The following is a 26,229-nucleotide window of genomic DNA, read 5'->3' as shown; positions in this document are numbered from 1 at the left end:
CTCGCTCCGGAGCTGTCCGCTGGGTCGCGCGGGCAGGGAATCGATGCTCACTGCCACATCCTCGGATCCTGGGTGGGGTCGGCATACCGGGGCGGGCAACCGTGCTCGCCGGCCTCGGGCCGGAATTCGAAGTGCCAGGGTTCATTGGTATAGATCTGGCACAGCCCGTATCTGGCGCCGTGCTCGGACAGCCACGCCGCGCCCGCGGCCCCGATGTCGGCGGCCTCGCCCGAGACGTGCGCGGAGGTGGCGGGAGTGGCCACCCAGCGGGCAGCTTCGGTTGCCGAGCCGTACTTGGAAACCGCCGCACGCAGCAGCCGTTCCTGTTCCGCCGCGGAACGCCAGCCGCTGTTCACGACCAGCTCGACCCCGTCGGCCGCGGCATCCACGGCCGCCTCGCGCAGTGCGCCGCGCAGTTCGGGGTCGAGGTTGGCTGTCGACGGATTCTCGTGCTCGACACGGATCGCCTGATGAACGAGGACGCCGATGGAGACCGCGCCGGCCAGGACAAGGGCAGCGACGGCGGCTCTTGGGAGCCGGTAGGTCGCTGGTTGGTTAGTGTGCATGCCTTCAGTGAAGGCAGCGCGCCGTTGCCGGCCCGTATGCGATTTCCAATACGCCCGCGATATCTTCGGACTGGGAGAATCGGGAATCTATGCGTGTACTGGTAGTCGAGGACGAACCCTATCTGGCCGAAGCCATTCGCGACGGCCTGCGCCTGGACGCGATCGCCGCCGACATCGCCGGCGACGGTGACACCGCGCTGGAGTTGCTGAGCGTCAACAGCTACGACATCGCTGTCCTGGATCGCGACATCCCGGGGCCCTCCGGCGACGAGATCGCCGCACGCATCGTCGGCTCGGGCAGCGGCCTGCCCATCCTGATGCTCACCGCCGCCGACCGGCTCGACGACAAGGCGAGCGGGTTCGAGCTCGGCGCCGACGACTACCTCACCAAACCCTTCGAACTCCGGGAACTCGTCCTGCGGCTCCGCGCACTGGACCGCCGCCGTGCCCACAACCGACCGCCCGTGCGGGAGATCGCGGGCCTGCGGGTGGATCCGTTCCGCCGTGAGGTCTACCGTGACGGCCGCTACGTCGCGCTGACCCGGAAGCAGTTCGCGGTGCTCGACGTTCTCGTCGCCGCCGAAGGCGGGGTCGTCAGCGCCGAAGAACTCCTGGAACGGGCCTGGGACGAGCACGCCGACCCGTTCACCAACGCCGTGCGCATCACCGTCTCGGCGCTGCGCAAACGCCTCGGCGAGCCGTGGATCATCGCCACCGTGGCCGGAGTCGGATACCGGATCAGCACGTGAGGGCGGAGATCGTGGACCGAGCCCCGGGTTTGAGTGTTCGCCTCAAACTCACCCTCAGCTACGCCGGCTTCATCATGGTCGCCGGAATCTTGTTGTTCGCCGCCGTCTGCGTCTTCTACCTGTACTTCCTGCCGGAGAACTGGATCTCCACCCCGACCGGCGATTTTTGGATCGCGCGTTCCAGACTGCTGAGCGCATTCACGCCATTCGTTGCCATCGTGCTCGCGTTCCTGCTGGCGTTCGGGCTCGTGGGCGGCTGGCTGCTGGCCGGGTGGATGCTCACCCCGCTGGCTCGCATCACCGCCGCCACTCGCCTGGCCGCGAACGGCTCACTCGCGCACCGCATCCGGCTGCCGGGCCGCACCGACGAGTTCCGCGAACTCGCCGACAGCTTCGACGACATGCTCGCCCGCCTGGAGGCGCACGTCGCCGAGCAGCAGCGATTCGCCGCGAACGCCTCCCACGAACTGCGCACTCCACTGGCGATCACGCAGACGCTGCTCGATGTCGCCCGTACCGACCGCGCCCGCGATACCGGCGAACTGGTCGACCGCTTACACGCCGTCAACACTCGGGCGATCGACCTCACCGAAGCATTGCTCCTGCTCAGTCGCGCCGATCAGCGGTATTTCACCCGGGAACAGGTCGACCTGTCCCTGATCGCGGAAGAAGCGGTGGAAGCACTGCTTTTCCTAGCCGAGGAACACGGCGTCACCTTGCAGACCACCGGAGACCTGGCACCCACCCTCGGCTCGCATGCCCTACTGCTGCAACTGACGACGAATCTCGTGAACAATGCCATCGTCCACAACCTGGCCGAACACGGCGCCGTGTGGATATCGACGAGCCTGCACCCCGGCACCGTGGTCCTCACCGTCGAGAACACCGGCCACCGGCTCAGTCCCGAGCTGGTTTCCACACTGGTCGAACCGTTTCAGCGCGGAACCGAACGCATCCGCTCCGGCCATTCCGGTGTCGGTCTCGGCCTCGCGATCGTCGACAGCGTCGCCCAGGCACACGCGGGAACCCTCACTCTCACACCCCGCCCGGACGGTGGTCTGCGGGCCATGGTGCAGTTGCCAAGGCACGCGTGAGGGCTAAGCCGGCTTGCCTGCCTGCAAGGTGTAGCTGAGCGGCAGGCGTTCCGAGTGCGCCGACAGCCGCCACTCGCCGTCGTCGCCCCGTTTCATCTGCCCTGGCAGTGCGTTCCACGGCACGCTGGTGTGCTCGGTCAGGCCCGTGAGGGTCAGGCCGGCATCGAGCAGCGCCGTGACGATCTCGCCCAGCCCGTGATTCCACTCGTGGGTCGTGGTGGCGGTGAACTCGGCATCGGTCTCGACGTAGGTGCCTTGGTCCGCGAACACCATCGGTTCGGCCAATTCGAAGTACGGATAGCCGAGAACCAGTGCTTCGGTGTGGGTTTCGTCGGTTGCCCACAACACCGGATGTCCTTCGCGGAGGAACAGCCGCCCACCCGGGCGCAGCAGTCCCGCCACCGTCTCGGCCCAGCGCCGCACACTCGGCAGCCAGCACAGCGCGCCGATACCGGTGTAGACCAAGTCGAAACCTGATGCGCCGAGCGCGGTTCGGGCATCGTAGACGTCGGACTCCACGAATTCGATAGGGGTACCGGCGCGTTCGGCCAGCTGCCGAGCCTGCGCCAGGGACGCCGGTGAGAAATCGAGCCCGGTCACCTCTGCCCCGAGCCGCGCCAGCGACAGCGTGTCCGTACCGATGTGACATTGCAGGTGAACTGTGCGCAGTCCCCGTATGTCCCCGAGCCGCGGTTGATCGAATCGCACCACGTCGCTGACGAAGTCCGCTTCGCGGAGGAAACGATCCACGTAGTAGTCGGGCGACGCGGCGTGTGCCGGCGCTCGCTCGTCCCAGTTGGCCTTGTTCAACGCCCGGTAGTCGTCGGTCACGTGCGCCACTGTGGCACACGTGCGAGTAACCGGGCACGTCAATTTCCGTGTCCGGCTACGCTCGCTCGACATGGCAGACAAATCTGCGACTCCCGAGGACTACCTCGCCGGGCACGCCACCGCGGCGGCTGTCTATAAGAAGCTTTGTTCGATCTTGGCGGACGCCGGTTCCTACGACATTCGGGTCACCAAGAGTCAGATTGCCTTCCGTCGAAAGCGGAATTTCGCCTTTCTCTGGCTGCCCGGCCAGTACCTGAAGAATCCGGACGCGGAGGTAGTGGTGTCGTTCGTGTTGGACCGCGAAGTGAAATCCAAGCGATTCAAAGAGGTAGCGCATCCCGCGCCGGAACGCTGGATGCATCACCTCGAAGTGCGGAAACCCGGCGACCTGGATCAGGAAGTCGGGGAGTGGCTGCGGGCGGCGGCGGATTCGGCGCAGTAGCGCGCATCCCTGTAACGCAAACCGGCCGGTATGTGACGTAAGTCACGTAAGGGTGGTTTGTCGTCTACTGGCGGTACGCCGCCGAACTTCGAATACCGCGTGGGACCTGTCAGGGGCGTCGAGCCCCACGCTGGCGGGAGCTCGAGATGAGGTCGCTCATCAAACGAATGGTGGTAGGTGCGTCGGCGGCAACGCTGCTCGGCGCGGGGGCGGTCATGGGTGCCGCGCCGGTCCAGGCGGAGCCATGGCAGCCAGGGTGCTCGGCGCATCCGGTCAACAACAGCGCGGCGTACTCGACGTGTTATTGGCCGGTCCCGCACCAGGTGAAGATTCAGTGCAGACATTGGTGGGGCTGGTTCGGCAGTAGCTGGGCCACCTATGAACGCCGCGGTCCGGTCATGTGGAACGGCCAGCACTCCTGGGCGCACTGCGATACTCCGGGCACATTGCAGCACTGGGAGGTAGAGACCTTCTGGTGGTAGCAGTTTGTGTGGTTGAGCAGGTGCTAATGCGATCCGTTACCCTGGTCGCTGCTAGAGAGATCGCTCGAGGTTAGGAAAACATGGGAAGCACCGCGCTCGACATTGTCGCTTTGATCACCAACCGCGTTGCGGCATTCTGGAATTGGATGGCCACCGGCTCCGCGGGATTCCCTCCGCTGTGACGCCAAGCTGATCAAATCTCGGCGAAACCCCCTGGTCTGTACCCTCATTCGAGGCCTCGGCCCGGGGGTTTTCTCATGCGTGGCCCCGGTCGCCGTCGTATGTTGTGGGCATGAGCATTGGTGGCGAGCGTGTTCGCACGCCGCGCTGGTTCGTCGGCGTCATGGGCTTGCTCATCCTGGTCGTCGTGGTGCTGTGCCTGGCGTTGTGCTGGGTGCTCGCCGCGCAGGGCACGTTCGTCGCCAAGGCGCTGCTGTGGGCGGCGCTGGTGGGGTTCGGGCTGGTCTCGGCCGCGCTCGGGCTGATCGGCCTGGTGCGGTATCACGCAATCCAATTGTGCCTGGCAGCGCCGTTGTTCATCGGGGGCCTGGCCGTGCTGGTCTGGTACGAGATTCCAGAACGGGCGGGGTGGGAGATCACCCGCGGGATCCTGGAGGACCAGGCGGTCGAGTGCGTGCATCCGGGGGAGCGCACCCGGCTGGGCGTCTATCTGGTCCGCTTCATCGAACGCCGTGACGGCGGGTGCCTGTTCTACACCGAGGGGGCCGATCTGGATCGGTCCGGCTTCGCCTACTTCCCGGACGGCCCGCCGCCGGTGCTGGGTCGGCCGCAGGGGCCGGGGATCGGGTACGAATCGTTCGACGGCGCGTGGTATCGATTTACCGAAAACTCCTGAATTCCGCGCCGCCACGCGCGTGCTGAATGTTAGCTAATTAGCAATTGGGGTTACTGTCGTTTCGCTGTGTCTGTTGGCGTGCGTGCGGAACGGAGGAGCGATGGGTCTCGGATCGTTGTTCGTCAGCGAAGCGGTCGGTACGGGTGTGCTGGTTCTGCTCGGAGCCGGAGTGGTAGCCAATGTATTGCTGGTTAATTCGAAGGGATTCGACGGCGGCTGGCTGCTGATCAACTTCGGATGGGGGCTGGGCGTGATGGCCGGCGTCTATCTGGCTTTCAAAACCGGCGCCCACCTGAATCCGGCTGTCACCCTCGGCATTCTGACCAGCGGCGCCACCGACTACGCGCCGGGTATTCCGGTGACATTCCAAGCCACGGTGACCTACATCGCCGCCCAGCTGTCCGGCGCGTTCGTCGGCGCGTGCCTGGCCTATGTCGCCTACAAGAAGCATTTCGACGCCGAACCGGACGCCGCCAAGAAACTCGCGGTATTCGCGACCGGCCCGGAAATCCGTGACTACCGCTGGAACCTGCTCACCGAAATCATCGCGACGTTCGTGCTGGTGCTCGTGGTGCTGTCGTTCGGAAACACGCCCTCCGGGCTCGGGCCGCTCGCCGTCGCGCTATTGGTGGTCGGCATCGGCGCCTCCCTGGGCGGTCCCACCGGATACGCGATCAACCCGGCCCGCGACCTCGGCCCGCGGCTGGCACACGCCGTCCTGCCGGTCGGCCGCACCGCTCGGACCCCGATTCCGGTCGGCGCACGGGTCGATCCAGGCGCCGCCCACCCGCAAGCCGACCCTGGAACCGCCCACCCGGCCGGCTCCAGTGATTGGAGCTACGCGTGGGTGCCGGTCGTCGGACCAGCCCTGGGCGGCATCCTCGCAGGAGCCGCCTCCCACTTCCTGTTCTGACCGGCGCGAGGCTCGCGGCGGAGCTAGGCGTTGCGTCGAAGTCAGCGGCTAGGCCTCAGCGCTGGCGCGGTTGGATCCAGAGCGCCTCGGCGACTGCGCAGAGGTCGCCGCCGGGGGTGGCGAGCGCGACGCCGACGGTGTATTTACGGCCATCGCGGTCGGCTGCCCAGGAATACGAAATGTACTCCACGCCAACCGAAACCGGCTGCAACTGGGTGGCGGTGAGAGCGGCGGTGACGGCGCCCGGCTGCATGCCGAGCATGGTGATCGCCGCCCAGCCACCGGGGCAGTCGAGCAGCGACCAGACGTGCTCGGTGCTGAGATTGCCGTCGGCGTCACCCAATTCGGGGGCCGGTGTCCAGGCACCGGCGATGAGGTCGTGACCAGGCACCTTCGAGCTGAACAGCCGCATTCCGCGCCCGGGTTCGCACTCCACACCGCAGCCGTAGCAGTCGGTGCGTGGGCGCTCCAGCGATTCGAGTGCCGCCGCGGTGCCCGCCTTCGCGTCCGCCCACGACGGTGCGGCCGGGACGACGATGCCCACCGTCGCCTTCGCGGTCTCCGCCAGCAGCAGACCGTCGGCATCGGTGAGCGCGCGCCCACCGCTTTCGGTAGCGGTGATCGTTAACGGCTGCTCGATCGGCACCGGCGCCCGGAAGTCGACCCGCAACTCGGTCGGATCCTCGGAATGCGCGGCGAGCACACCGGCCACATACCCGCCGAACGCCACCTCCGGATACCCGTGCGCATACCTTGGAATGCTGACCGTCGTCACCTCAACCATGCCCCAGCCCAACCCTTCTCACTCCGCAGATCAAGGTCGACAGTACCCAGGGGGTCCGACAGCTTCGCGGTGCGGCGGACCTGGTCCACGACTCCAGCGACCCCGCTGCGGCCTCGAGCAGCACGCCCGGCACGACCGTGCACCGACGGGGCCCCGGACGCGGATGCCGCTCTGATCGCCGTCGCGCTGGTTGTGCGACTGCTCTGACGCAGTCATCCAGGCGGTTGTCGGTCGATGGTCATCCGGGCGGTTGCCGGCCGAGGGCAGACCGGTATCGGTCCAGGACTCGGTCGGAGAGCTCAGCCGCGAACCCGGTGTAGTGCGCCGGGTCGGAGAGTTCTCTCGGGTCGTAGCCGTCGAGGCCGGCGCTGTCGAGGATGGTTCGCAGGAAGTCCGAGAGCTCGCGGCCGTCACGGTCGGCAGTGGCGCTCGCTTCGGCCAGCAAGCGTCGTGCGGTTTCCTTGCCGAGGTGGGGTGTGAGGATCGCGGTGACGCGTTCGGCGGTGACCGCGCCGTGGGTGCGTCGCAGATTGGCCCGCATGCGGGTGGGTGCGATGGTGAGGTTGCGGGCGAGGGCGGCGGCGTTCGCGGCGGCGCCGGCGGTGAGGCGCAGGCACTCGCGCAGGGGTTGCCATTCCGCGTGCCAGCCGCCGGCGGAGCGTTCGTCCTCGACCACCAGGGACTGGTGCAGAACGAGGGCGAGGGGCGGGAGTTGGCGGGCGGCGGTGGCCACCAAGGTTGCGAGGACCGGGTTCTGTTTGTGGGGCATGGCCGAGGAGACACCGGTCCCTGGCGCCAGGGTCTCGGTGACTTCGGCGATCTCCGTCCGGTTGAGGACGAGGACGTCGGCGGCGAATTTGCCCAGGGCGCCGGTGGTGAGCAGCATCGTGGCGGCGAGGTCGGCGACCGGGGTGCGAAGCGCGTGCCAGGGGATGAGTGGTTCGGCCAAGCCGAGCCGCTGGGCGACCAGTCCGGGGAGCCGTAGCGCGGCGGCACCCTGATCGCTGCCGGTGCTGAATTCGCGGTAGGCGGACAGGGTTCCGGCCGCGCCGCCGATCGACACCGGCAGAAGTGTGCGTGTCGTGCGCACTCGCTCGGTGGCGTCCAAGACCAGATGCAGCCAGCCCGCGGCTTTCAAGCCGAAGGTGGTGGGTACCGCGTGCTGGGTCAGGGTGCGCCCGGCCATCGTTGTACCCCGGTGCTTTTCAACCTGCGGAGCCAGTGCGTGTGCGCAGGCTTCGAGGTCGGCGTGGATCCGATCCAGCGCGACCGACGACAACACCATCAACGCCGTGTCCAGGATGTCCTGGCTGGTGCTGCCGCGATGCACGTGTTCGGCGGCCTGCGGATCGCGGGCCGCGACGGCCGCGCTGAGTTGCCGCACGAAGGCCACGACCGGATTTCCGGTCGCACGCACGCCTGCGGCCAGCGCGATCGGATCGAGGTCAGCAGGCGTCACGGCACGCAGAGCGGCCACGGAAGTGCCTGGGAGCAAACCCAGTTCGGCTTGGGCGTCGGCCAGGGCGGTCTCGGTGCGAAGCAATGCGGTCAGCAGAGCGCGATCGTCTACGAGCGCGGACACGCCCGTTCCGGCCCACGCTGGGGCGAGTAATCCGTTGTCGGGCATGTCTTTCGGGATCCTTCCCGGTCAGGGCGTGACGAACTCCGCCGCGGGCGGGTGACTACTGCGATCGGCGACTCCGAGTGCGGCACGCGCGAGAGCGTCCGCGTCGCTGAGGATTACCGAGTTCACCCCGGGCCGGACGCCGGCCGCCGTCGCCCAGTGCACGGTCTCCGTGGGTACGCCGAAGGCGAATCGGTGCGGATGCGGCCGATACCGGGCATCCAGCAGGCGATAGGGGCCACGAGTGACAGCGATGCCGCCGGTGGTGTACCAGCCGCCACCGCGGATCGGTATCCGATAGGGCGCGCATTCGCCGCGGGCGAGCAGGGACCGGAGCAGGGGATCGGTCGTCCGGCGCAGGTCGTTGCCCGGCATGCGCGCCTCGATGAGAGCCGTTGCGCGGACGCGGATGTCGGGTATCTCGGTCGAGTGGGCCAGGAACTGGCCGTCGGGACCGGGGGCTACCCGCAGCCCCGGCCCGAGCACCTCCAGTAGCCCGCAGTCGAGCAGTGCGCCGAATTGCTCGATCCGGTGGACCGGCGGCCCGATCGACAGGTACGCGTTCAGCGGCGTGTACCACCGCTGGAGATCGTCTCGGTAGGAGTCGCCGGACAGGCCGCCGTGGTCGACCAGCAGACGTATCTCATTGCGCAGATCCCGCAGCACGTCCAAGGCGGCTTTCAGTGGCCCACGGACGTTTCCGCGGGTCGCCTCCCGGACGTCATTGTCGACATGACCGCGCAGCCAGCGCCGATAGTCGGCCGTGCAGGCCAGAGCGTCTGCGCCGTAAGGTGTTTCGATGGCAGCCCAATCCCATCGGACGCTCTCGTCGATGCCGAACTCCGTGAGCAGCCGCTGAACTCCATTGTCCTCCGGTACACCGGATATCCCGCAGTGGGTGCGACGCACTGCCCTGGAAACGAATTCGTCCGTGAACGCTCGGGCTCGCCGCGCACCGGAACGCTGCCGCACCAAGGCCGCGTAGTAGACAGCGCGCACTTCGAGCTCGAGCAGCGGCCAGATGTCGCGGCGGAAATCGGCCGGCGCGCCCCGGTCGGCGGACGCGCGCAGCCGGTCGATCACAGCAGGGGTGAGGAACCTCGTCGTGTGCCTGCCGTAGGGACCCTTCTCGTTCGCGCCGCGCGCGTGGAACGGCACCCCGCGCCGGGACCCGGCTACCAACCGGGGCTCGAGCCCGGACGGATGGTAGACCAGCCGGCTGTCCCGGTCGCGGGCGAAGTGCCCGCCGCGTCCGACCGTCAGCAACGCCATGTGGTCGAAGAAGTTCAGGCCCAATCCGCGCAGGACCACCCTGTCGCCCGCGCCGATGCCCGCGAGGTCGGCCTCGGCCGGGTTGCCGGGCGGGATGTAGTGCAGCCCATGGCTTTCGGCGAACTCGGCGAGGGCCGCGTCGGGCCCGTCCAGTTCGTGCGACAGATGTCCCTGGGCCAGCACCACCGCATCCAGACCGCGCAGCCACCGCCGTTCCGACCGGCCGGAATCGAGCGCGATCTCCTGTGTGCCGGCCGGCCCGTCACGGAGGTCGACAGCCCTGTTCCGATGCAGCACGACGGTCACGGTGGCGGGAGCGGACCGGAGGACATGCCACAAGGTCCAGCGCAGGTAATACCCGTACAGCACCCGCGACGGATAGGAATCCGCGCCCAGCCGCGCCGCCTCGGCACGCAGCCGCTCCGGCAACTCGGCGATCGCCGCCGAATGCGCCCACTCGTGCAGACTCGGTCCACGCACCACCGGACCCGCGCAGTCCACGCTGTCGTCGAGGAACATACTTGCCTGGGACGCAACGGTATTCATCAACATTTCCGGGTGCTGCGTGATCCGCCAGACTCGTCCGCCCTCGAACAAGTGCTCGTCGACGACATGCACCGTCAGCGCCACTCCCGCGTCCAGGCATTCCGCCGCGTTGGCGCAGAGCCGCTCGAGGACCGACAGTCCACGCGGCCCCAGCCCGATCACCGCGACATCGATGGTGTTGGCGCGCACCGCTTCTCCGCTCGAGCCAAGGGTGTGCGCAAGCCGGCGACGGCGACCGCGATCCGCAGCAACCCGCCGACCGCGAGCACGATGTACATGTTCCGCAGCGCGTCCTCGAGCGCGCCGCTGAGCAGCGCCGCCACCGGAATCGAGGCGAACGCGAGCATTCTGGTGACCGCGATGACCCGGCCCAGCAACCGCTGCGGCACGATCCGCTGCCGGAAGGTGAACCAGGACACCACATTCACCGAACCGAATGCGAACGCGCACGCACCGGCGATGCCGATGAGCAGGGGACTGCGCAGCGGTATCAGGGCGAGGGTGGCAAGGCCCGCTCCGACGGTCGCGGCCAAGATCAACCGGCCGGGCGCGAATCGAGCCAGCAGCCGCGGCGCGATCGCCGTGCCGATGAGCGCACCGACCCCTTGGGTGGCCAGCACCGCGCCGATGACGGCGGGGCTGAAGCCCCGGTACGCGGTCAAGTAATACACGAAGTTGGCCTGCACGATCCAGATCGCCAGATTGGTGCCGGTGAACAGCAGCGACCCCGCGAGCAGGACGGGGTTTTCCTTGAACACGTGCCGCGCGGCCTCGCCGATCTCGGCGCGCATGCTGGATGATGGTGCTGCCGTGCTCTTTTCGACCGGCTTGCGGGGCGTAGCCGGGGATCGCCGGATCAGCGCGATCGCGCAGGCGGAGAACAGGAACGTCGCCGCGTCGATCACGATGGCCGCGTTGTACCCGAGCAGCCCGATGAGCGCGCCCGCCGCGGCCGGACCCGCGAGAATGGTCAGATTGTCGACGCTGTGCATCCAGCTGTTGGCTTTGGCGAAGTCGTCCTCGTCCACCAGCTCCGGCAGCCAGCTGTGAAAGGCGGGATGGTAGATCGGCTCGACGCACGCCAGCAGAAACGCCGCGAGATACAGCGGCCAGAGCGCGTGCGATCCGGTGATCACAATGACCGCCAGGACGGCGGCGATCACGCCCGCCGCCAGGTCGCCGGTCACGAGCAGCCGGCGGCGGTCGAAGCGATCGGCGAATACCCCGCCCGGTAAGGACAACAAGAGAAATGGCGCGTATTCGATCGCGTAGACCGCCGCCGTATGCAGGGCGGACCCGGTCAGATGCAGGACCAGCAGCGGCAGTGTGAGCCGGTAGATCCAGTTGCCGAGCGCGGACACCAGGTACCCGGTCAGCAGGAGGTAATAGCGGTGTCCCATGGCCCGATTCACTCTCAGCGGGCGGAACCCGCGGCCGCCATCGCGCGCCGCGCGGCCTGCGCGGATCCGCAGACCGGACAGCCCGCGACCCGCTCCCACTGCTCGGCCGGGCGCAGGACGAAGTCGTCGAAACGCATCTCCATCAACCGCCCAGTGCCGGTCAGGGGCGCGATCCCGGTGACAAGCCGGGTCAGTTCCCCGATCAACAGGCCGGTCGTCATGGTGACCAGCGGACAGAACGCGGCCTTGTCGCCGCTGATCCGCCGATCGCGTTTCTCTTGCAGCAGGGCCGTGGACACGTCGTCCTCGCGCTGGACGCCGGAGCGCCAGCATTCGACGCAGCCAGTCCGGCCCGGCAGGACCGTGTAGTAGACGACCCGCTGGGTTTCCAAGCCACCGGTGATCAGCGGGACTCCGGCGCGGACACAGCCCTCGTTGACCCATCGGGCGATCTCCATTTTCGGCCGATCGGCCACCGAGATCACCACATCGGAGCCCGCCGCCGCGCGCACCACATCCTCGACGGACTCGATCCGGCCGGGCCTGGCCTCCAGTTCGATTCTGGGATTGAACTCCCGCACCCGCGGCAGCGCGGCCTCGATCTTGGGTTTGCCGATATCGCTGTCCCGGTACAGGATCTGCCGATTCAGGTTGGACAGCTCGACCGTGTCGAATTCGACCGCCCGCACGTGGCCCACGCCCATCGCCGCCATGTCGAGCAGCAGGTGGGTGCCCAGCCCGCCGAGCCCCAGCAGCGTCACCCTGGTATCGCGCAACTTCCGCTGCATCGCGTATTTGTTGTCCGCGAGATGGGCGTAGGAACCGAAAAAGTTGACATTTCGTTCCCAGCGCGCCAATTCATAGTCGTCCAGTTGTCCTTCGGCGGTCTGCGTAGCGTCCAGCAGAAATCCGGCCTCGTCGAATTGGTGAACCGCGTCCGCCACGTCGGCATGGGTGATCATCGGGTATCGGGAGGCCAATGTTTCATGAATTTCGTCGAGACTCCGCGTGCCGTCCAGCAATTCGAAAAGGCGCTCGATCGCGCCGTCCGGATCGGGGATCTCCACGGCCTCGCCGTAACCGCCGATATACAGCACGCCGTCCCTGGCGGAAAGCGGCGACGTGTGCTTCAGGACAGGTTTGATAGTTTTCTCGTCGAACATGAGGGAGGCGTTCCTTGTTTCGGTCAGGATCGGAAGGCTTTGGGGTGGTGTATGTTTCGGTGATAGTCCGCTGCTGGGCGCCAGTGCGTGCGCCCAGCAGCGGAAGGTGCGCTATCAGCCCTCGTGCGAAACGCTGGCGACGCTGATCTTGCGGGTACGCAGAGTGATCTCCATGTCGAAGCACCTCCTTTCACTATCTTTTCGAAGATGACGACCAATCGGCCTTATGAGAACAACGGTAGAGGCTGGATTTCCGCGCCGCATGTCCCGCATTCGGACGACAAAGGGATTACAGCCGCGGCCAATCCTCCCGGACCCGCTGCGCCAGATCGAGTTTGGTGTAAGTGGGCCGCCCAGCCTCGTTGTATTTGGCTTTTATCCGGCTGAGGTAGGTCTTGGCGGTTCCGGGTTTCACGCCGACATGGCGGGCGGCCGTTTCCAGCGTCATGCCCGAGGCGTAGGCGGTGAGAATCGCGCGCTCCTGCGGGGATAATCGGGGCCGGCGTCTACCGTCCTCGTCGTCGAGGACGGCGGCGGCGAGCTCGGGCGAGTAGGCGACGCCGCCCGCGGCGACCTCGCGGATCGCCTCCGCGAGCGCGGCGAATCCCCGGTCCTTGGTGAGATATCCGCGGGCGCCTGCGGCCTGGGTCGCGACGATCAGGTCCGGTTCCGACCACACGCTGACCACCAGGACCTGCCGGTCCGGCGTGACCAGCTGCCGCACGTTCTCGGTCGGCTCCGAGCCGTCCCGGAGCATCAGATCGAGCAGGACGACATCGGGATCCGAAGCGCCGGAGAGTAATTCGGCCACCGTGCCGGTGGCGTCCACCAGTCGCAGGTCCGGAGCGTCCCGCACCCAGCTGCGCAGTCCCTCGACCAGCATGCGGTCGTCGTCGACGATGGCGACCGTGATCACCGGGGCCATCGCAGCTCTACACAGCTACCGGCGCCCGGAACGCCGGACAGGCGGACGGTGCCGCCGACCTCCGAAATACGCTCGGCTATCGAGTGTTTCAGGCCGTAACCGGGTGGTTCGAGGTCCGGATCGAAGCCGCGTCCCCGGTCGACCACCCGCACCACGACCTGTCGGCGTTCCCGCGATACCGTCAGCCAGCATTCGGTGACGCCGGCATGTGCGGCAACGTTGTTCAGCGCCTCTTCCGCGGCCCCCGCGAATGCCGCGATCACCTCGCCGGGCAGTGTGGGCAGGGCCGAGGCGTGCCGGTAATGGACTGTGAGGCCGAGCATTTCGGCCCTGGCGATCGCGGTGGCCAGCCGGTCGCCGGGCGCGGTGCGGTGGTCGTCGGCCAGCAGGACCCGCCGGATGCGGGCGACATCCTGCGCGGCCCGCGCGCGCAGCTGCTCGGAGTGCTGTTCGACCCGGCCGCCGGCGATCGCCGCGAGCGTGGCCAGGGCGGTGTCGTGCAGCAGGCGCAACTGTGCCGGACCGAGCACCCTCGGCGTCGAAAGCCGTTCCAGATGGCGGGCACTCAGGCCGAGGGCGAGCGCGAATCCGATCACCACCACCGCGTGCGCCCACTCGCCCCGGCCGGACCACGCGGTCAGGCCGAGCCAGGCCGCTGCCAGCGCGAGATCGGCGGCGACCATCCAGCGGGCGAATGTGCCACGGGCGGCGGCGATTCCGACCAAACCGGCATTCCAGAGCACGGTGAGCCCGGCGAGCTCGGGGACAGCCGGCGCGGTACTGGTGAACAGGGCGACGACGCACACGAATCGTTGCAGCATGAGCAGCGCGAGCAGGATCCGCCCCGCGGCGGGAATGTCAATCGATCTGCCTGGCAACACTTCTCCTCGAGCAAGTCCCTCGAGCCGCATACAAGGCATACGTGGTGGGACCCGGGCAGGTTCATCGCACACGGTCGATCCGACGTGGTGGCTCCATGGTCTGCGCCCGCCGGACCAGGCACATCGGTCGAACGACCTACTCGCGGACAATCGCGTTCGTGGATCCCCGGTACCGGCGCAGGACGACGAGCGCGGTGAGTATCAGCAGCAACGGATAGCAGCCCGCGTAGAGCGGGACCGCGAGGTAGGACCACCATGCGGGAATGTCGTCGCGGGGGAGCATGAACAGCCCGATACCGATCGGGTGGTCGGCGCCGTACAGCGGTTCGAGCTCGGTGTAGTTCCACCACCAGCAGAAGGAGACCAGCCCGACGAGCGTCGGCGCCGCCCACCACCAGGGCGACCGGGCGGACAGCGCTTGGTGCAGGGCGAGAATCAGCAGCGGGACGAGCCAGACCCAGTGGTGGCCCCAGGAGAACGGCGAGACACACGCCGAGGTCATCCCGGCCAGCGTCGTCGCCAGCAGCGCGTGCCCGGCGCGGTAGGCGCGCCCGGCGGCGATCAGGCCGAGCGCCGCGACCGGCGCGGCGATGATCGGCCACAGCCAGTTCGGCGGCGCGTACACCACGGCGTCGGCGGTGCGCACGGCGAACGGTTCGAATTCGAGGAAGCGCGCCAGTTGCGCGAGAAAGCCGTTGACCGATTGGTTCGCGGGCGAGTCGACCGGGCCGACGCGCGCCGAGGTGATGACGCGGCTGCCCCAGTACGTCTTCGCGTCGCCGGGACGGGCGGCGAAACCGATCGCGATGGTGGCGGCGAAGGTCGTCGCCGCCACCGCCAGCGTGCGCCACTGGCGGGTCCAGGCGAGGTAGACCAGGAAGAAGGCCGGCGTCAGCTTGATCCCGGCGGCGATGCCGACCCCGGCGCCACGCAGCCGCGCCGACGGATCGCGGGTGAGATCCCAGATCACCGCCAGCACGAGGAACACGTTGATCTGCCCGAGCCAGATCGTGGACCGTACCGGCTCGAGCGCGGTGCACACCACCGCGAGCTCGAGGGCGAACATCCAGGTGTACAGGCAGTTTCGATAGCGCAGACTGCGCAGGCAGCGCCAGACCAGCAGCACGAGCGCGACCATGGTCGCCACCCACCAGAGGACTTTCACCACCGCCAGCGGGCCCAGGGTGAGCAGCACGAACACCAGGGCCGCGAAGGGCGGATAGGTGAACTCCATCTCGTAGACGACCGGTCCACCGTACAAATCGGCACGCCTGTGCCAGGTTTCGCCGCCAGCGCGATAGACCTCCAGGTCGAGATCATTGGCGAACAATCCGTAGTAGGGATTGCCCAGCGGTATCGCATACCCGTGCCATACCAGGACGACCGCGGCGGCGAGGCCGCCCACGACGAGCATGGCTCTGGTCACGGCCGGTTCATCGGTCTTGCGGAACCACAAGGTTCGCCGCTTCCCTCGTTCACGTCGGCCGGTCTGCCCGCACACACCACGGGAATTCCCGGAGGAGTTGCAGACTAACGGAACCGCGGCGGCGAATCGTGGAACGGAACGCCGGTGAGTTATCTCATGAAAGCCGCCCTGCGCACCGCCCCGGACCTCCGCTGTCGAATCGGGTGATCACCAGGCGATTCGACCGCTGCCGCGCTGTTGCGGATTGCCTATCGCCACGCGGGTACGGCCTGATCTGCGTGTTTACGTACTCGTTACCTGAGCTAACGTCTAGCGACAGCAGCTGTGACCATCCATGAGAAAGGCTGGACTAGATGCGAATCGGCGCGTCGCTGCGGACCGCAGCGCTGAGCTTGGCGGCCGCGATCGGACTGGGTCTCGTGGCGGCCACTCCGGCCGGCGCCACCGCGGAGCTCGACCGTTACCTGGACTTGCCGCTGGTCAACCGTGATGCCGCGAGTGGTCCGGGCGGAGTGCACCCCGCACTGCCCTACGATGCCGAGACCCTGCGCGGATTGCTGAACAGCGCCCGGGCTCGAGGTATCGCGCCCGCTCGCTATGCGGCGCTGTTGTCCCAGTACTGGCTGGTCGACGCGACCAGCAAAGCGGGCATCGAGCTGCGGTCCTGGAATCCGCGGGCCGGGGTCGCGGCAAATCGCGAGAACTTGATCAAGTCCTACCGATACTACGAGAACCTTCAGCTCGATCATCGTGAATTGCGCTGGGCCGGAATGGGTGGCCAGGTGGGCGCCGATTTCGGCGGTGGGCTGGTCGATTTCGAATTGCTCGGCACGATCTACGATTTGCCCGGTATCTCCGAGGCGGCGCGTACGGTGCTGGGCGCGGTGCGGAACGCGGCGGGCCCGCGGGCGGTGGCCATGCTGCCGCCCGGTCTCGCCGCCCTGGCCGAAGCCGGACCGCACATCACACCCGAGGATCTGAACTACATCAACGGGATGATCCTGGTGATGCAGAAGAACATCTTCTCGGATCTGATGCCCATGCACGACGCCTACGCGTCCGCGGGACTGCCGGCGCTCGAGGAGTTCCAGGCGGCCGGACTGTTCGGCCCGGACATCATGAGCGCCTGGCGCGATGTCGCCTCCGGTGACGAAAACCGTGTCGCCGCGGGCAATCGCGCACTGCTGCGCCGGGAACAGGACTCGGCCGTGAGCGCGCAGTGGGACCAGGTGCGCGGCTACAAGGGCAGCGTGGGCGAGGCGATCACCTACCTCAGCGGCGCGGCCGGGTCGCCGTCGGTGGCTGGGGTCGTGCCGCCGCGGGAGTTCCATCCGGTCCAGATGCCGGTCAGCCTCCCCGACGGCCGGCCCGGCCTGCTGACCCTGCCGCTGCCGGACTGGAACTGGTCGGTGCTGGACGCGCGCTGGGACTACATCACCACCGAACTGCTGCCCAAATACCAGTTCCAGGTCCAATCTCAGTGGCCCGCACTGGAAGCCGCTATGCGAGTGCCGTATCCGGTGCAGCTGGAGTCGAAGCGGCCGCTACTGAACATTCCGCAGCTGCTGATCTCCGCGGCCCGGCAGCTCAGGGTGACACCGATCGACCAGGAGGGCTGAGATGAGACGAATCACCCAGCGGCTCGGCGTGCTCGCCGCCGCACTGGCGTTGTCCGCGGGCACCGTGAGCGTCGCGGCGGCCGACGAGGTGCCGCCTTCGACGCCCGGACCGGAGCGCATCTTCAACGGCTTCACCCTCGCGGCCTTGAACAGCGCCACCCAGCCCTCGGCGCAGGAGTCCTTCGAAGCGCTCATGGCCGACGACCCGTTCTATGCGGAACCGGCGCTGACCGGCGCCGAAAAGCCCGGTGACATCCTGAAATCCAAGAAGGTCAAGGTGATCTTCAGCGGTGTCAGCCCCGGCAATGTCGAGGGCTACAAACTGATGTACGTCACCACCGGCAACGACGGCAAGCCGTTCATCAGCACCGGCGTCCTGCTCCTGCCCGTCGACGGGAAACCGAATGCGCAGCGCCACGTGATCGGTTACCAGGAGGCCAACGACAGCGTCGGCTGGAACTGTCATCCGAGTACCCAGTGGACCGGCGGCGCGCCGCTGGACGGCTCCTCCTGGTCCGCCCTGGGGCCGCTGGCGATGATGTTCGACAAGGGCTACGCCGTCATGATCTCCGACGTCGGCAACGACGCGGACAAGAAGCCGCACGGCGTGTTCGCGGGCAAGTTCGGCGGCCATGCCCAACTCGACGGTGTGCGGGCCGCGCTCGGCCTTCCCGACGCCGGGCTGAACCCCGAGGCGCAAGTGGCGCTGTTCGGAATCGCCGGTGGCGGTGTGGGTTCGGCGTTCGCGGCCGAGATGGCCGCCGACTACGCTCCCGAACTCGACATCAAATCGACTGTGCTGGAAGGCATGGTCGTGAAGCCGCGCGAATTCATGCGCGTGGCCGACGGTTCGATCGGTTCCGGTTTCGCGCTGGCGACGCTGCTCGGCCTGGAGCCCTGGTACCCCGAAATGCAGGTCGACGCCAAGCTCAACCCCGCGGGCCGGGCGCTGGCCGATGTCTTCCGCACGCAGTGCCAGGTCCCCGCGTACTTCGGCACGCCGTACCTGCCCTTGCGTTCGCTGTTCCACTCGGGCCTGAGCCCGGCCGACGAACCGGCTTTCCAGCACGTCTTCGACGACAACGTGCTCGGCCGCTCGGGCACCCCGAAGGGCAAGGTCATCATCGCCTCCTGCGCGAAAGACGACTCGCCCATGTCCCTGGTCCCGGCGCGCGACGCCCGTGAGCTGGCCGAGACCTACCGTGCCCAGGGCGCGGACGTCAGCTACCAGCCGACCGACTGTGGCATGGAACGCTTCATCACCGACATCTACGGCTGGGGTACAGACCTTTTCGGCATGCAGACCATCGACCAGATCGACAGCCACTTCACCTGACTCCCGAAAGGACCTCTCGCACATGGCAATCCTGTACGGCTTGGAATACCTCTTGACCTTCGGCGCCCTCGCCGTCTGGAAGCTCGTCGGCCAAGCCTTCGGCTTCTAGCGGTTCAGCAGGTGGGGGCGGCGGCCGGTGTTCGGGTGAATTCGGGGCGCAGCGCGCCGACGCCGTTGCGCGGCAAGACGATCGCGGTACCTTTCCGGTAGGTCCAGGTGCGGGGCAGGATCAGGTAGGTGTCGGCGGTGCTCATCACCAGGACGAGGCCGTCGTAGCGGTAGCGGTACGCCGAGCCGGGGTCGGTGCAGGGGACTGCGCGGACGCCGGGAATGTCCAGATCGATGGCCTTCTCTGTGTAAAGGGTGAGAGTCGCGGCGTTGGACAGGGCCTGTTCGAGCCGGACCGCGCGGCCCCGGCCGACCTCCAGGGAGTAGGCGGTTGCTCCCCAGAAGAAGCTGCCGCCGACCAGCAGGAAGATCAGGGCCCACTCGAAGGGGGTGGTGATCGGCCGCGGCGTGCCGGTGGTCTCGGCGAAGCGGGCGCGCCGGGCGCGGACGACGCCCCACAGCATCAGCAGGCCGATGATCAGGCAGAACGGTGCGACACCGACCCCGCGATTCAGCGGCGTGTTGAACCGCAGCTGAGACAGGCCGTTCAGGAGCAGCAGGGCCCCGATGATTGTCACGGTGATCGTCAGCCAGCGAGGGCGCGGACCGTCACGGAGCCGCCGCGGCAGTGCCGCGGGCACCCACAGGACGGCCAGCGCCACCACGGCCAGGGTCGCCAGCGGAATGAACAAGCCGTCCGCGCTGCGCATGACGTAGTCGGTGGTGGTCAGGCCCAGGGACGTCGAGTCCACGCCGAAGTACGCGCAGAAGCCCTTGGCGTGGAAGAACCCCCAGTAATACAGCAAGCCCGCCAACAGTGTGGCAGGGGCGACGAACTGCGCGACCAGTTGCACCCAGTGCGACAGATCGGCGGCTGAGGCGGGTGTGCGGGGCTGCCGTTCCGGCGGTGGTTGGTCAGCCACTGGGCTGGGGGCTGGTAGTCGTCGTCGGCTCGGTCGTGGTTGTCTCGGCCCCGGTGGTCGTGGTCGGCGGCGTCGTCTCGGTGTCGGTCTCGATGACCTCGTCCGGCTGACATTGCTTGGCATAGATCAGCAAGGTTTCCCCCGAATTGATCTCGGCCTTAGGACCCTCACCGGCCGCGGGCAGCTGCTTGCTCATCCCGACGTAGGCGAGGAAGGCGCCGGTCTGCGGGTTGTCCGGACCCGGGAAACAGCTGGGGGTAGGCGCGGAGTTCTGTAGCTGCCGACCGACCTTGACACAGTCCGCTGCGAGTTTCGCGGCCTGGCAGGCGGTGGCGATCCGGCTGCGCATCGCGGCTTCGACGGACTCGACGGGCACGCCCTCGCCGAAATTCTGCGGGCCTAGATCGATGGGTATGCCCTGGACGCCGACTCCGCCCCGATTGCCGTTGCCACTGCCTTCCCCTTGACCGTCACCGGTGCCGGTGCTGGTGCTGGTACCGGCCTGGCCGGTTTCCTCGATCACCGGACCTCCGGGATCACCCCCGCCGGGCGGCGTTGTGGCGGTGTCGCAGGAAGCCAGCGCGCCGAGCAACATGGCCGTGACCACTATTTTTGCCGCTCTCCGCATTGAAACACCTCCGCGTCGCGATACGAACCGACGGCACCCTGATTATCCGCCCTCCGCCGCTGGTGAGCGCCATTTCTCGACTGCACCGTTTCCGAATCTTGACGCCGGACTCTTGCCAGCGATGGCAACAGTGGGGGGTACGCCGGTTGATACGTTGCACGCGAGCCAGCCGTTCCCCGGCACCCTCGGGGACACCATCGTGAAGCAACTGGCGTGCCGGGCAAGGTCGGGATCCCCCTCATCGGATCCGTGCGGTTGTACCCCCGGCAGGCGACGAGGGCGACGCGACGTTGCCGCGGCTGGATCGATCCGCCCCCGGGAAGGTGAGTCCGCCGTCCCGGGGGTCTCGGCTGTGCGGACCAGCTCTTCCCGGGAGTGGGAACTTCGTCCGGACAGCCTTGTGCCCCTTGTTGTTACGGTTCTCCATGGACGAACCATCCGAGCGCCGAGGCCGAACAGGCCAGGTCTCGGCCGTGACGACACGACGTAATCCCGCGTGCACAGCGCGGCTCGGGGCCACCCTCATCGACTCCGAGTCCAGCAAGCCCGCGCGGATCCCTACCTACGCGTGGCATGGCTGGTTCGCCATTGCCGCCTCCGGCCCACCGGCCCCCTCCGGGCCGGGGGCGGCTTTCCTCCGACCCGAGCACAGGAGACTTACATGATCACCAACTGGCGAGCGCCGGCCCGCGTAACGACCTGCGCGCTGGCGGGATTGGCGGCCACGCTCACGATCGCGCTGGCGCCGAACGCCGCGGCGGCCGCGGAACCCGCGGGCGTTGTCGCGACGGGCGAGCCGGGAACCTGGGCCTTCGGGCATTGGGGTTACGACGGATACGGCATGGAGGATCTCGGATTCGGTCACCCGCGCCACCCCAAACCCTGGCGGTTGTTCGGCGGCGAAGGCAGCAACGCGGGACCCCGATTCGAACGGCGCCCCTACGGCTGGCCGGGTGACCGGGATTGTCCGGGCATGTTCAGGCAACCCTGCGATCCGTACTACTGCCGGTAGCGCCCGGCCATGCGAGGAAGGATGGCCATGGCGCAACCCACGGCGCGGCGAGTCCGTGCTGCGCTGACCGGCGTCGGCGGCAGCTGGGGCTATGTCATCGGCGCCGGCGGCGGCATCGTGACCTTCTTCCTGCTGTTCCAACCCTGGATCAAGACCTCCGGCTGGGACGGCAAGGTGCAGGCCAACGCCTTCGGCCGGATCGAGGCGACCACCAAGATGCTCAACATCTGGTCACGTACGCGACCCGGCATCACCCACATCACCGGCATCTGGGCGATTCTCGCGTGTGCGTCGATCCTGGTCACGGTGTTCGCGGTGCTGGCATACCTACGGCTGCGCACCGAGCCGCTGGCCCGGCTGGCGGCGGCGGCCAGCGTGGCGACCGCGTTCTTCGTACTGATCGCGGTCGTATACATCAACAGCAAGGGGCCGCAACTGAAGGCGATGACCTATCGGACGTGGGACCTCGGCGGTCATGTCGGCGCGTGGCTGCAATGGGCGACAGGTCACGGCAAGCCCGCGATTCCTGGGCTTCGTGAGACGCCGTATACCACAGCGCGACTTACCAATTGGGCTTTGCTGGCGGGCGGGACGGCACTCGGCTCGGCGCTGGTGACGGTGACCCAGTGGACCCACAACGGCGGCTCCGAGACCGTGCGCCGCTGGTGCCGATCACCGCGGGTACAGAGCCTGCTGCGCCGACCGCCGCCGCGCGATCCGGAGGACTGACCGCATCGCGAGGGCGGTTACGAACGAGCCGCGGTGCGGGCGGGACGGCGATCGGACTCGAGCCGGATCGTCTCGCGAAGGCTGCCGGGCACATGCCAGACGATATCGGATCGCGTAGCCACCATGAGCTTCTGGCGGATTGCGGCAACCTGCGCGTCCACCGTGCGCACCGAGCTCCCGCGGCGAGCGGCGATGGCGCTGTTCGGCCAGCCCGCCGCCGCCAGTACGGCGACCTCGCCTTCGGCGGGGGAGAGTTCCGACCAGCGGGACGGTGTGGCGCGCGGTTCGGCGCGCGACTCGCGCAGGTTCTCCATTGCCAACGCCCCGAGCAGGAAACGTTGCAGCTCATCCGATTCCGGCCGGAGGCCGGCGCCGCGCCGTGCGGTCGCGGCGTACACATCCGAGCCGAGGACCGCCGTGGCCACCTGGACCGCCTGCGCGGTTTCGGCGCGCACCAACCGCATCTCCTGGATGACGAAGCCTTGCGAATGGTGCAGGGTGTCGATGCCGCCTCGCAGCAGCGCGATCCGGGTGGCGGCCGCGGTCAGCTCGGCGCGGTTGCTGGTTCCCGCGTCCACTTGGGCGACAAGCTTTCTCGTCAAGGCCACCATCACATAGTGCACCAGCATGCTGCTGGTCCAATTGTCACCGAGTTGCAGGTGCCGTTTCACCAATTCCCGGCCGACTCGCTCGGCCTCATCCGGGTCGCCGTGTTTGGTGAGAGCGACGAGCCAGGTGAGCTCGGCCCGGGAGATCTCTTCCGGCATACCGCCTGCCACGGCCGCGTCGAGATAGCCCTTGGCGAGCTGCAGCGCGTCGTCGGGTTCGCCGAAAATGGTGCGCGCCAACGCCTGATACATCTCGCTGATCTTGGCGCCGACCGGGTCGCCGGCCGCGGCGTACTTGAGGCGGGCGCGGGCGAGCACGTCGACCGCCGCCGGATCGAGGTCCATCAGCAGCAACTCCATACCCCAGGTGAACTCGACCTGGGCGGGCAGGCCGATGTCGGTGGCTGCGGTCGCACGCCAATTCTGGGGTGTGCCGGGCGCGGGTAAACAGGCCGCCACGCATTCGTCGAGCAGCCGATCGGTGAACGCCTGCCGGCCTTGCCACAGTGCCACCCAGCCGAGCATGGCGGTCGCGGCGAGCTGTAGATCGGTCGGTTTCGCGTCACCGAGCCGGGTGGCCTGCAGCGCCTGCTCGGTGAGCCGGGTGATCGTACGGTTGGTTCCGGTCACGAAGGGTGCGCGTGAAGACATGAGCGCCACAGCGGATTCCAGCCCGATGCCGGCCTCGGCGGGATCACTCAGACTGGTTTCGATGCTGTGCAGGATGTTCTCCATCGCGCACCGCACCCATTTCAGCCAGTCCTGCTCGCCCGCTCCGTACCAGGCGGCCTGGCCGGCGATGACTTTGTCCCGGTAGTAGCGGCGGTGCGCGGCCAGCAGCTGGGGCTCCAGCTCGTCGCCGTATGCCCGGAGCTGGTCGCGGGCGAACACTCGCACACTTTCCAGCAGATAGAACTGCACATGTGTCGGTGCGAAATGCACGGACACCAGCGACTGCTCGACCAGGCGCTCCAGCAGCTGCTCGATCCGGTCCGCCGGGCCCGTCAGATCACCGCAGACCGCGATGATGGCGTCCAATTCCGCACCCGGATGGCAGGTTTCGTTCCCGGTGATCTCGAAGCCCGCCGCGAACATCGACAGACATTCCACCAGGCGCTGTTCAGGTTCGGTGCACAGGTTGTAGGACCATGCGATCGCGTCGTGCACACCGCGATGCCGGTCGTCGACGCCCAGCACCGCGCCGTGGGACCAGGACAGGCGTTTGTCCTCGGAGTCGCCGGTGAGTTCGCGTAGGACGTGGGCCGGCGCCCGATGTCGCAGTCGTGCGGCAGCCAGCCTGATGAACAGCGGGTTGTTGTCCATGTGCTGACAGATGCTGGCGGCGATGGCCAGGTGTTCCGCGTCGCCGGGGATCGGTTGGCCGCTCAATTCGGCGCGATTCCGGAACAATTCGAGTGCTTGCGCGGTCGGCAGCGGCGGCACGGGCAGGATGCGCTCGTCCAGCCAGCCGATCGGGGTGCGGCTGGTCGCCACGACGGTCAGATTCGGGATCGCATCCAGCAGATTGACGATCAGCGGTCCGACACCCGCGAGCACATGTTCACAATTGTCCAGGACCAGCACCGAACGCAGGGGTGGTCGGTCGGCTGCGGCGCCGGTGAACGTGCTTACCAGCACGTCCCAGGCAGAGCGGCTGGCGACGTCGTTTTTCGCGATGGACCGGACCACTTCCTCGGCGATCGTCCCCGTGTCGGCATCCGGCGCGAGCCGGGCGAGCCGGGCCCAGTGCACCGTGCGAGACGCGGCGGTGGCAGAGCATCGCATGGCCTCCACGGTGAGCCGCGTCTTGCCGATTCCGCCGGGACCGACCAGCGTCAGCAACGGAGCGCCGGCGGTTGCCAGCACCTCCTCGATTTGCCGCAATTCGGCTTGGCGGCCGACGAATTCGGTCGCGGCGGGGGACTGCATGGGTTGATCACCAGACACGACTGCTACCTGCTCGCACTCGGTTCGGCCGGCGTCCGCCGACGTCACCGCCTTGGGGTTGTCCCGCTGGTTGTTTCGCAGACGTCCAGCGAGGAGCACGACAGTATCGCGTTCAGACCGAATTGTCTGGTCTTTTGCTGCGACCGGTTCTTTGTTTCCTCGCCGGTAACCATCGGCGTGCTGAAAAAGGCGCTGGCACGCCAGGATTCGTGCCGGCTACCCCGCGTTGACGAGACAGCCGAGCTGATCGATCCCGATATTCCCGCCCGAGAGTATGACGCCCACGCGTTTACCCGGCAGTTGGACCCGGCCGGAGAGCAATGCGGCGACCGGTCCCGCGGCGGAGGGCTCGACCACCAATTTCATACGTTCGAAGAGGAAGCGCATGGCCTCGATCAGAGAATGGTCGGTGACAAGCGCTATGTGGTCGACCAGGTGCCGGTTGACGCAGAAAGTCAGCTGCCCGGGGATATCGGTGGTCTGCGCGTCGGCAATGGTGCGCGGGATAGGGATTCGGACCCGGCGTCCGGCCTGTAATGACCGTGCGGTGTCGTCGCCTTCGGTGGGTTCCACGCCGATAACCGTTATGCCAGGGCATAGTGCCGCGGCGGCGGTCGCGCAGCCGGCGATCAAACCGCCGCCGCCGACCGGGGCGATCAGCATGTCGAGCGGGCCGTTGTCCTCGATCAATTCGAGTGCGGCTGTGCCCTGGCCCGCCATTACCGCGGGGTGATCGTAGGGCGGTATCACAACCATTCGGCGCTCGGCAGCCACCGCGCGGCCGAGCCTTACTCGATCGTCGGTATAGCGGTCGTAGGTGATCACCTCGGCCCCGTAGCCTTTCGTGGCGTCTACCTTGGCTGCCGGCGCGTCCGATGGCATCAACACAACGGCGCTGGCGCCGAGCAGTCCGGCCGCGAGCGCGACCGCCTGGGCGTGGTTGCCCGAGGACCAGGTCACCACGCCGCGCGCCAGCTGATCAGGTGTGAGCTGGGCGATCGCGTTATAGGCCCCGCGGAACTTGAAAGCCCCACCACGTTGCAGATTCTCGCACTTGAGCAGAATCGAGGCCCCGGTGCGTTCGTCGAGAGTACGCGAGGTGAGGACGGGTGTCCGGTTGGCGACTCCGGACAGCCGGTCGGCGGCGGCGCGTACGTGCCAGGGGCCGAGCACGAGATGGCTAAACGTCGACATCGTCGCGCCTGGTAGTGGCCGGTCGTGCGGCACAACTGATCGGTTGGAGTTCCATGCCGGACAGAATTCCCCTGTTCCAGCGCCTTCGCCCCAAGGATATTCCCACTGCTGGGAAGCCTGGACAGGTTCGGCCGCAGTAGGTTTCGATCAGCCACTCGGACAGTGGCTGAT

General features: G+C 67.5%; 24 protein-coding genes. 10 read left to right on the top strand and 14 right to left on the bottom strand.

The features are described from left to right. Window positions 1-47 precede the first annotated feature (47 nt). The gene (locus AB0M14_RS33680; RefSeq protein WP_365002762.1) at window positions 48-566 is read right to left on the bottom strand and encodes a D-alanyl-D-alanine carboxypeptidase family protein; all 519 of its coding nucleotides are present in this window, start codon (window positions 564-566) and stop codon (window positions 48-50) included. 89 nt (window positions 567-655) lie between these two features. On the opposite strand from AB0M14_RS33680, the gene AB0M14_RS33675 reads away from it, so the two are divergent. Together AB0M14_RS33675 and AB0M14_RS33670 are read left to right on the top strand one after the other, a co-directional pair. Continuing rightward, window positions 656-1,315, top strand: coding sequence for a response regulator transcription factor (locus AB0M14_RS33675; protein ID WP_365002759.1), 660 nt, complete (start codon window positions 656-658; stop codon window positions 1,313-1,315). Next, entirely contained in the window at window positions 1,312-2,409 is a 1,098-nt protein-coding gene (locus tag AB0M14_RS33670) for a HAMP domain-containing sensor histidine kinase (protein ID WP_365002756.1), read from the top strand. Before AB0M14_RS33675 ends, AB0M14_RS33670 begins: the two co-directional genes overlap by 4 nt. Before the next feature lie 3 nt (window positions 2,410-2,412). On the opposite strand, the gene AB0M14_RS33665 is transcribed toward AB0M14_RS33670, so the two are convergent. After that, window positions 2,413-3,240: a class I SAM-dependent methyltransferase gene (locus tag AB0M14_RS33665; RefSeq protein WP_365002753.1), complete on the bottom strand. Its 828-nt coding sequence runs from the start codon at window positions 3,238-3,240 to the stop codon at window positions 2,413-2,415. A gap of 70 nt (window positions 3,241-3,310) precedes the next feature. Here AB0M14_RS33665 and AB0M14_RS33660 point away from each other — a divergent pair, with 70 nt between their 5' ends. The 4 genes from AB0M14_RS33660 (at window position 3,311) to AB0M14_RS33645 (ending at window position 5,933) form a co-directional block, all read left to right on the top strand. Then, the gene (locus AB0M14_RS33660) at window positions 3,311-3,682 is read left to right on the top strand and encodes a DUF5655 domain-containing protein (protein WP_365002750.1); all 372 of its coding nucleotides are present in this window, start codon (window positions 3,311-3,313) and stop codon (window positions 3,680-3,682) included. Between the two features lie 146 nt (window positions 3,683-3,828). Further along, window positions 3,829-4,164 (top strand): hypothetical protein, encoded by a 336-nt coding sequence (locus tag AB0M14_RS33655; protein WP_365002747.1) that lies wholly within the window; start codon window positions 3,829-3,831, stop codon window positions 4,162-4,164. Window positions 4,165-4,456: 292 nt separating this feature from the next. After that, window positions 4,457-5,020, top strand: a complete 564-nt coding sequence (locus AB0M14_RS33650; RefSeq protein WP_365002744.1) for a hypothetical protein — start codon at window positions 4,457-4,459, stop codon at window positions 5,018-5,020. A gap of 100 nt (window positions 5,021-5,120) precedes the next feature. Next, entirely contained in the window at window positions 5,121-5,933 is an 813-nt protein-coding gene (locus AB0M14_RS33645) for an MIP/aquaporin family protein (RefSeq protein ID WP_365002741.1), read from the top strand. A 55-nt stretch (window positions 5,934-5,988) separates the two neighbouring features. On the opposite strand, the gene AB0M14_RS33640 is transcribed toward AB0M14_RS33645, so the two are convergent. The 8 genes from AB0M14_RS33640 to AB0M14_RS33605 all read right to left on the bottom strand — a co-directional run bounded on the left by AB0M14_RS33640 (window position 5,989) and on the right by AB0M14_RS33605 (window position 15,954). Beyond that, window positions 5,989-6,717: a hypothetical protein gene (locus tag AB0M14_RS33640; RefSeq protein WP_365002738.1), complete on the bottom strand. Its 729-nt coding sequence runs from the start codon at window positions 6,715-6,717 to the stop codon at window positions 5,989-5,991. Between the two features lie 238 nt (window positions 6,718-6,955). Continuing rightward, the gene (locus AB0M14_RS33635; protein WP_365002735.1) at window positions 6,956-8,344 is read right to left on the bottom strand and encodes an adenylosuccinate lyase family protein; all 1,389 of its coding nucleotides are present in this window, start codon (window positions 8,342-8,344) and stop codon (window positions 6,956-6,958) included. Window positions 8,345-8,365: 21 nt separating this feature from the next. Next, complete coding sequence (locus tag AB0M14_RS33630; protein ID WP_365002732.1) at window positions 8,366-10,348, bottom strand: FAD/NAD(P)-binding protein; 1,983 nt, start codon at window positions 10,346-10,348, stop codon at window positions 8,366-8,368. Beyond that, window positions 10,318-11,559: an MFS transporter gene (locus AB0M14_RS33625; protein ID WP_365002729.1), complete on the bottom strand. Its 1,242-nt coding sequence runs from the start codon at window positions 11,557-11,559 to the stop codon at window positions 10,318-10,320. Before AB0M14_RS33625 ends, AB0M14_RS33630 begins: the two co-directional genes overlap by 31 nt. Window positions 11,560-11,573: 14 nt before the next feature. Then, complete coding sequence (locus AB0M14_RS33620) at window positions 11,574-12,722, bottom strand: ThiF family adenylyltransferase (protein ID WP_365002726.1); 1,149 nt, start codon at window positions 12,720-12,722, stop codon at window positions 11,574-11,576. A 289-nt stretch (window positions 12,723-13,011) separates the two neighbouring features. Next, window positions 13,012-13,647 carry a response regulator transcription factor gene (locus AB0M14_RS33615; RefSeq protein ID WP_365002723.1) on the bottom strand — a complete coding sequence of 212 codons (636 nt, stop codon included), beginning with the start codon at window positions 13,645-13,647 and terminating at the stop codon, window positions 13,012-13,014. Continuing rightward, the gene (locus AB0M14_RS33610; RefSeq protein WP_365002720.1) at window positions 13,635-14,525 is read right to left on the bottom strand and encodes an ATP-binding protein; all 891 of its coding nucleotides are present in this window, start codon (window positions 14,523-14,525) and stop codon (window positions 13,635-13,637) included. The genes AB0M14_RS33615 and AB0M14_RS33610 overlap by 13 nt, the downstream gene beginning before the upstream one ends. A 139-nt stretch (window positions 14,526-14,664) precedes the next feature. Beyond that, entirely contained in the window at window positions 14,665-15,954 is a 1,290-nt protein-coding gene (locus AB0M14_RS33605; protein WP_365002717.1) for a glycosyltransferase 87 family protein, read from the bottom strand. A gap of 353 nt (window positions 15,955-16,307) precedes the next feature. Between AB0M14_RS33605 and AB0M14_RS33600 the strand changes: the two genes are divergently transcribed. Together AB0M14_RS33600 and AB0M14_RS33595 are read left to right on the top strand one after the other, a co-directional pair. Then, window positions 16,308-17,573 (top strand): hypothetical protein, encoded by a 1,266-nt coding sequence (locus AB0M14_RS33600; protein ID WP_365002714.1) that lies wholly within the window; start codon window positions 16,308-16,310, stop codon window positions 17,571-17,573. 1 nt (window position 17,574) lies between these two features. Further along, window positions 17,575-18,909 carry a lipase family protein gene (locus AB0M14_RS33595; protein ID WP_365002711.1) on the top strand — a complete coding sequence of 445 codons (1,335 nt, stop codon included), beginning with the start codon at window positions 17,575-17,577 and terminating at the stop codon, window positions 18,907-18,909. Between the two features lie 113 nt (window positions 18,910-19,022). Here the strand turns inward: AB0M14_RS33595 and AB0M14_RS33590 are convergent, their stop codons facing one another. Further along, the gene (locus tag AB0M14_RS33590; protein ID WP_365002708.1) at window positions 19,023-19,940 is read right to left on the bottom strand and encodes a hypothetical protein; all 918 of its coding nucleotides are present in this window, start codon (window positions 19,938-19,940) and stop codon (window positions 19,023-19,025) included. Further along, window positions 19,933-20,568 carry a hypothetical protein gene (locus tag AB0M14_RS33585; protein ID WP_365002705.1) on the bottom strand — a complete coding sequence of 212 codons (636 nt, stop codon included), beginning with the start codon at window positions 20,566-20,568 and terminating at the stop codon, window positions 19,933-19,935. The genes AB0M14_RS33590 and AB0M14_RS33585 overlap by 8 nt, the downstream gene beginning before the upstream one ends. Window positions 20,569-21,229: 661 nt before the next feature. On the opposite strand from AB0M14_RS33585, the gene AB0M14_RS33580 reads away from it, so the two are divergent. Beyond that, window positions 21,230-21,580 carry a hypothetical protein gene (locus tag AB0M14_RS33580; protein WP_365002702.1) on the top strand — a complete coding sequence of 117 codons (351 nt, stop codon included), beginning with the start codon at window positions 21,230-21,232 and terminating at the stop codon, window positions 21,578-21,580. Window positions 21,581-21,607: 27 nt separating this feature from the next. After that, window positions 21,608-22,309, top strand: coding sequence for a hypothetical protein (locus tag AB0M14_RS33575; protein ID WP_365002699.1), 702 nt, complete (start codon window positions 21,608-21,610; stop codon window positions 22,307-22,309). 17 nt (window positions 22,310-22,326) lie between these two features. Here the strand turns inward: AB0M14_RS33575 and AB0M14_RS33570 are convergent, their stop codons facing one another. Together AB0M14_RS33570 and AB0M14_RS33565 are read right to left on the bottom strand one after the other, a co-directional pair. Further along, on the bottom strand, window positions 22,327-24,864 hold the full coding sequence (locus AB0M14_RS33570) for an AAA family ATPase (RefSeq protein ID WP_365002696.1): 2,538 nt from the start codon (window positions 24,862-24,864) through the stop codon (window positions 22,327-22,329). Window positions 24,865-25,080: 216 nt separating this feature from the next. After that, window positions 25,081-26,058 carry a pyridoxal-phosphate dependent enzyme gene (locus tag AB0M14_RS33565; RefSeq protein ID WP_365002693.1) on the bottom strand — a complete coding sequence of 326 codons (978 nt, stop codon included), beginning with the start codon at window positions 26,056-26,058 and terminating at the stop codon, window positions 25,081-25,083. Window positions 26,059-26,229 lie beyond the last annotated feature (171 nt).

The organism is Nocardia sp. NPDC051832, assembly GCF_040681285.1.
GTDB lineage: Bacteria > Actinomycetota > Actinomycetes > Mycobacteriales > Mycobacteriaceae > Nocardia.
This window is presented reverse-complemented; position numbering and strand designations above follow the sequence as displayed.

Excerpts from the sequence above, each read along its gene's own strand:
- AB0M14_RS33680 (WP_365002762.1), bottom strand. The coding sequence starts at position 566 with ATGCACACTAACCAACCAGCGACCTACCGGCTCCCAAGAGCCGCCGTC.
- AB0M14_RS33675 (WP_365002759.1), top strand. The coding sequence starts at position 656 with ATGCGTGTACTGGTAGTCGAGGACGAACCCTATCTGGCCGAAGCCATT.
- AB0M14_RS33660 (WP_365002750.1), top strand. The coding sequence starts at position 3,311 with ATGGCAGACAAATCTGCGACTCCCGAGGACTACCTCGCCGGGCACGCC.
- AB0M14_RS33655 (WP_365002747.1), top strand. The coding sequence starts at position 3,829 with ATGAGGTCGCTCATCAAACGAATGGTGGTAGGTGCGTCGGCGGCAACG.
- AB0M14_RS33650 (WP_365002744.1), top strand. The coding sequence starts at position 4,457 with ATGAGCATTGGTGGCGAGCGTGTTCGCACGCCGCGCTGGTTCGTCGGC.
- AB0M14_RS33645 (WP_365002741.1), top strand. The coding sequence starts at position 5,121 with ATGGGTCTCGGATCGTTGTTCGTCAGCGAAGCGGTCGGTACGGGTGTG.
- AB0M14_RS33640 (WP_365002738.1), bottom strand. The coding sequence starts at position 6,717 with ATGGTTGAGGTGACGACGGTCAGCATTCCAAGGTATGCGCACGGGTAT.
- AB0M14_RS33635 (WP_365002735.1), bottom strand. The coding sequence starts at position 8,344 with ATGCCCGACAACGGATTACTCGCCCCAGCGTGGGCCGGAACGGGCGTG.
- AB0M14_RS33625 (WP_365002729.1), bottom strand. The coding sequence starts at position 11,559 with ATGGGACACCGCTATTACCTCCTGCTGACCGGGTACCTGGTGTCCGCG.
- AB0M14_RS33620 (WP_365002726.1), bottom strand. The coding sequence starts at position 12,722 with ATGTTCGACGAGAAAACTATCAAACCTGTCCTGAAGCACACGTCGCCG.
- AB0M14_RS33615 (WP_365002723.1), bottom strand. The coding sequence starts at position 13,647 with ATGGCCCCGGTGATCACGGTCGCCATCGTCGACGACGACCGCATGCTG.
- AB0M14_RS33600 (WP_365002714.1), top strand. The coding sequence starts at position 16,308 with ATGCGAATCGGCGCGTCGCTGCGGACCGCAGCGCTGAGCTTGGCGGCC.
- AB0M14_RS33595 (WP_365002711.1), top strand. The coding sequence starts at position 17,575 with ATGAGACGAATCACCCAGCGGCTCGGCGTGCTCGCCGCCGCACTGGCG.
- AB0M14_RS33585 (WP_365002705.1), bottom strand. The coding sequence starts at position 20,568 with ATGCGGAGAGCGGCAAAAATAGTGGTCACGGCCATGTTGCTCGGCGCG.
- AB0M14_RS33580 (WP_365002702.1), top strand. The coding sequence starts at position 21,230 with ATGATCACCAACTGGCGAGCGCCGGCCCGCGTAACGACCTGCGCGCTG.
- AB0M14_RS33575 (WP_365002699.1), top strand. The coding sequence starts at position 21,608 with ATGGCGCAACCCACGGCGCGGCGAGTCCGTGCTGCGCTGACCGGCGTC.
- AB0M14_RS33565 (WP_365002693.1), bottom strand. The coding sequence starts at position 26,058 with ATGTCGACGTTTAGCCATCTCGTGCTCGGCCCCTGGCACGTACGCGCC.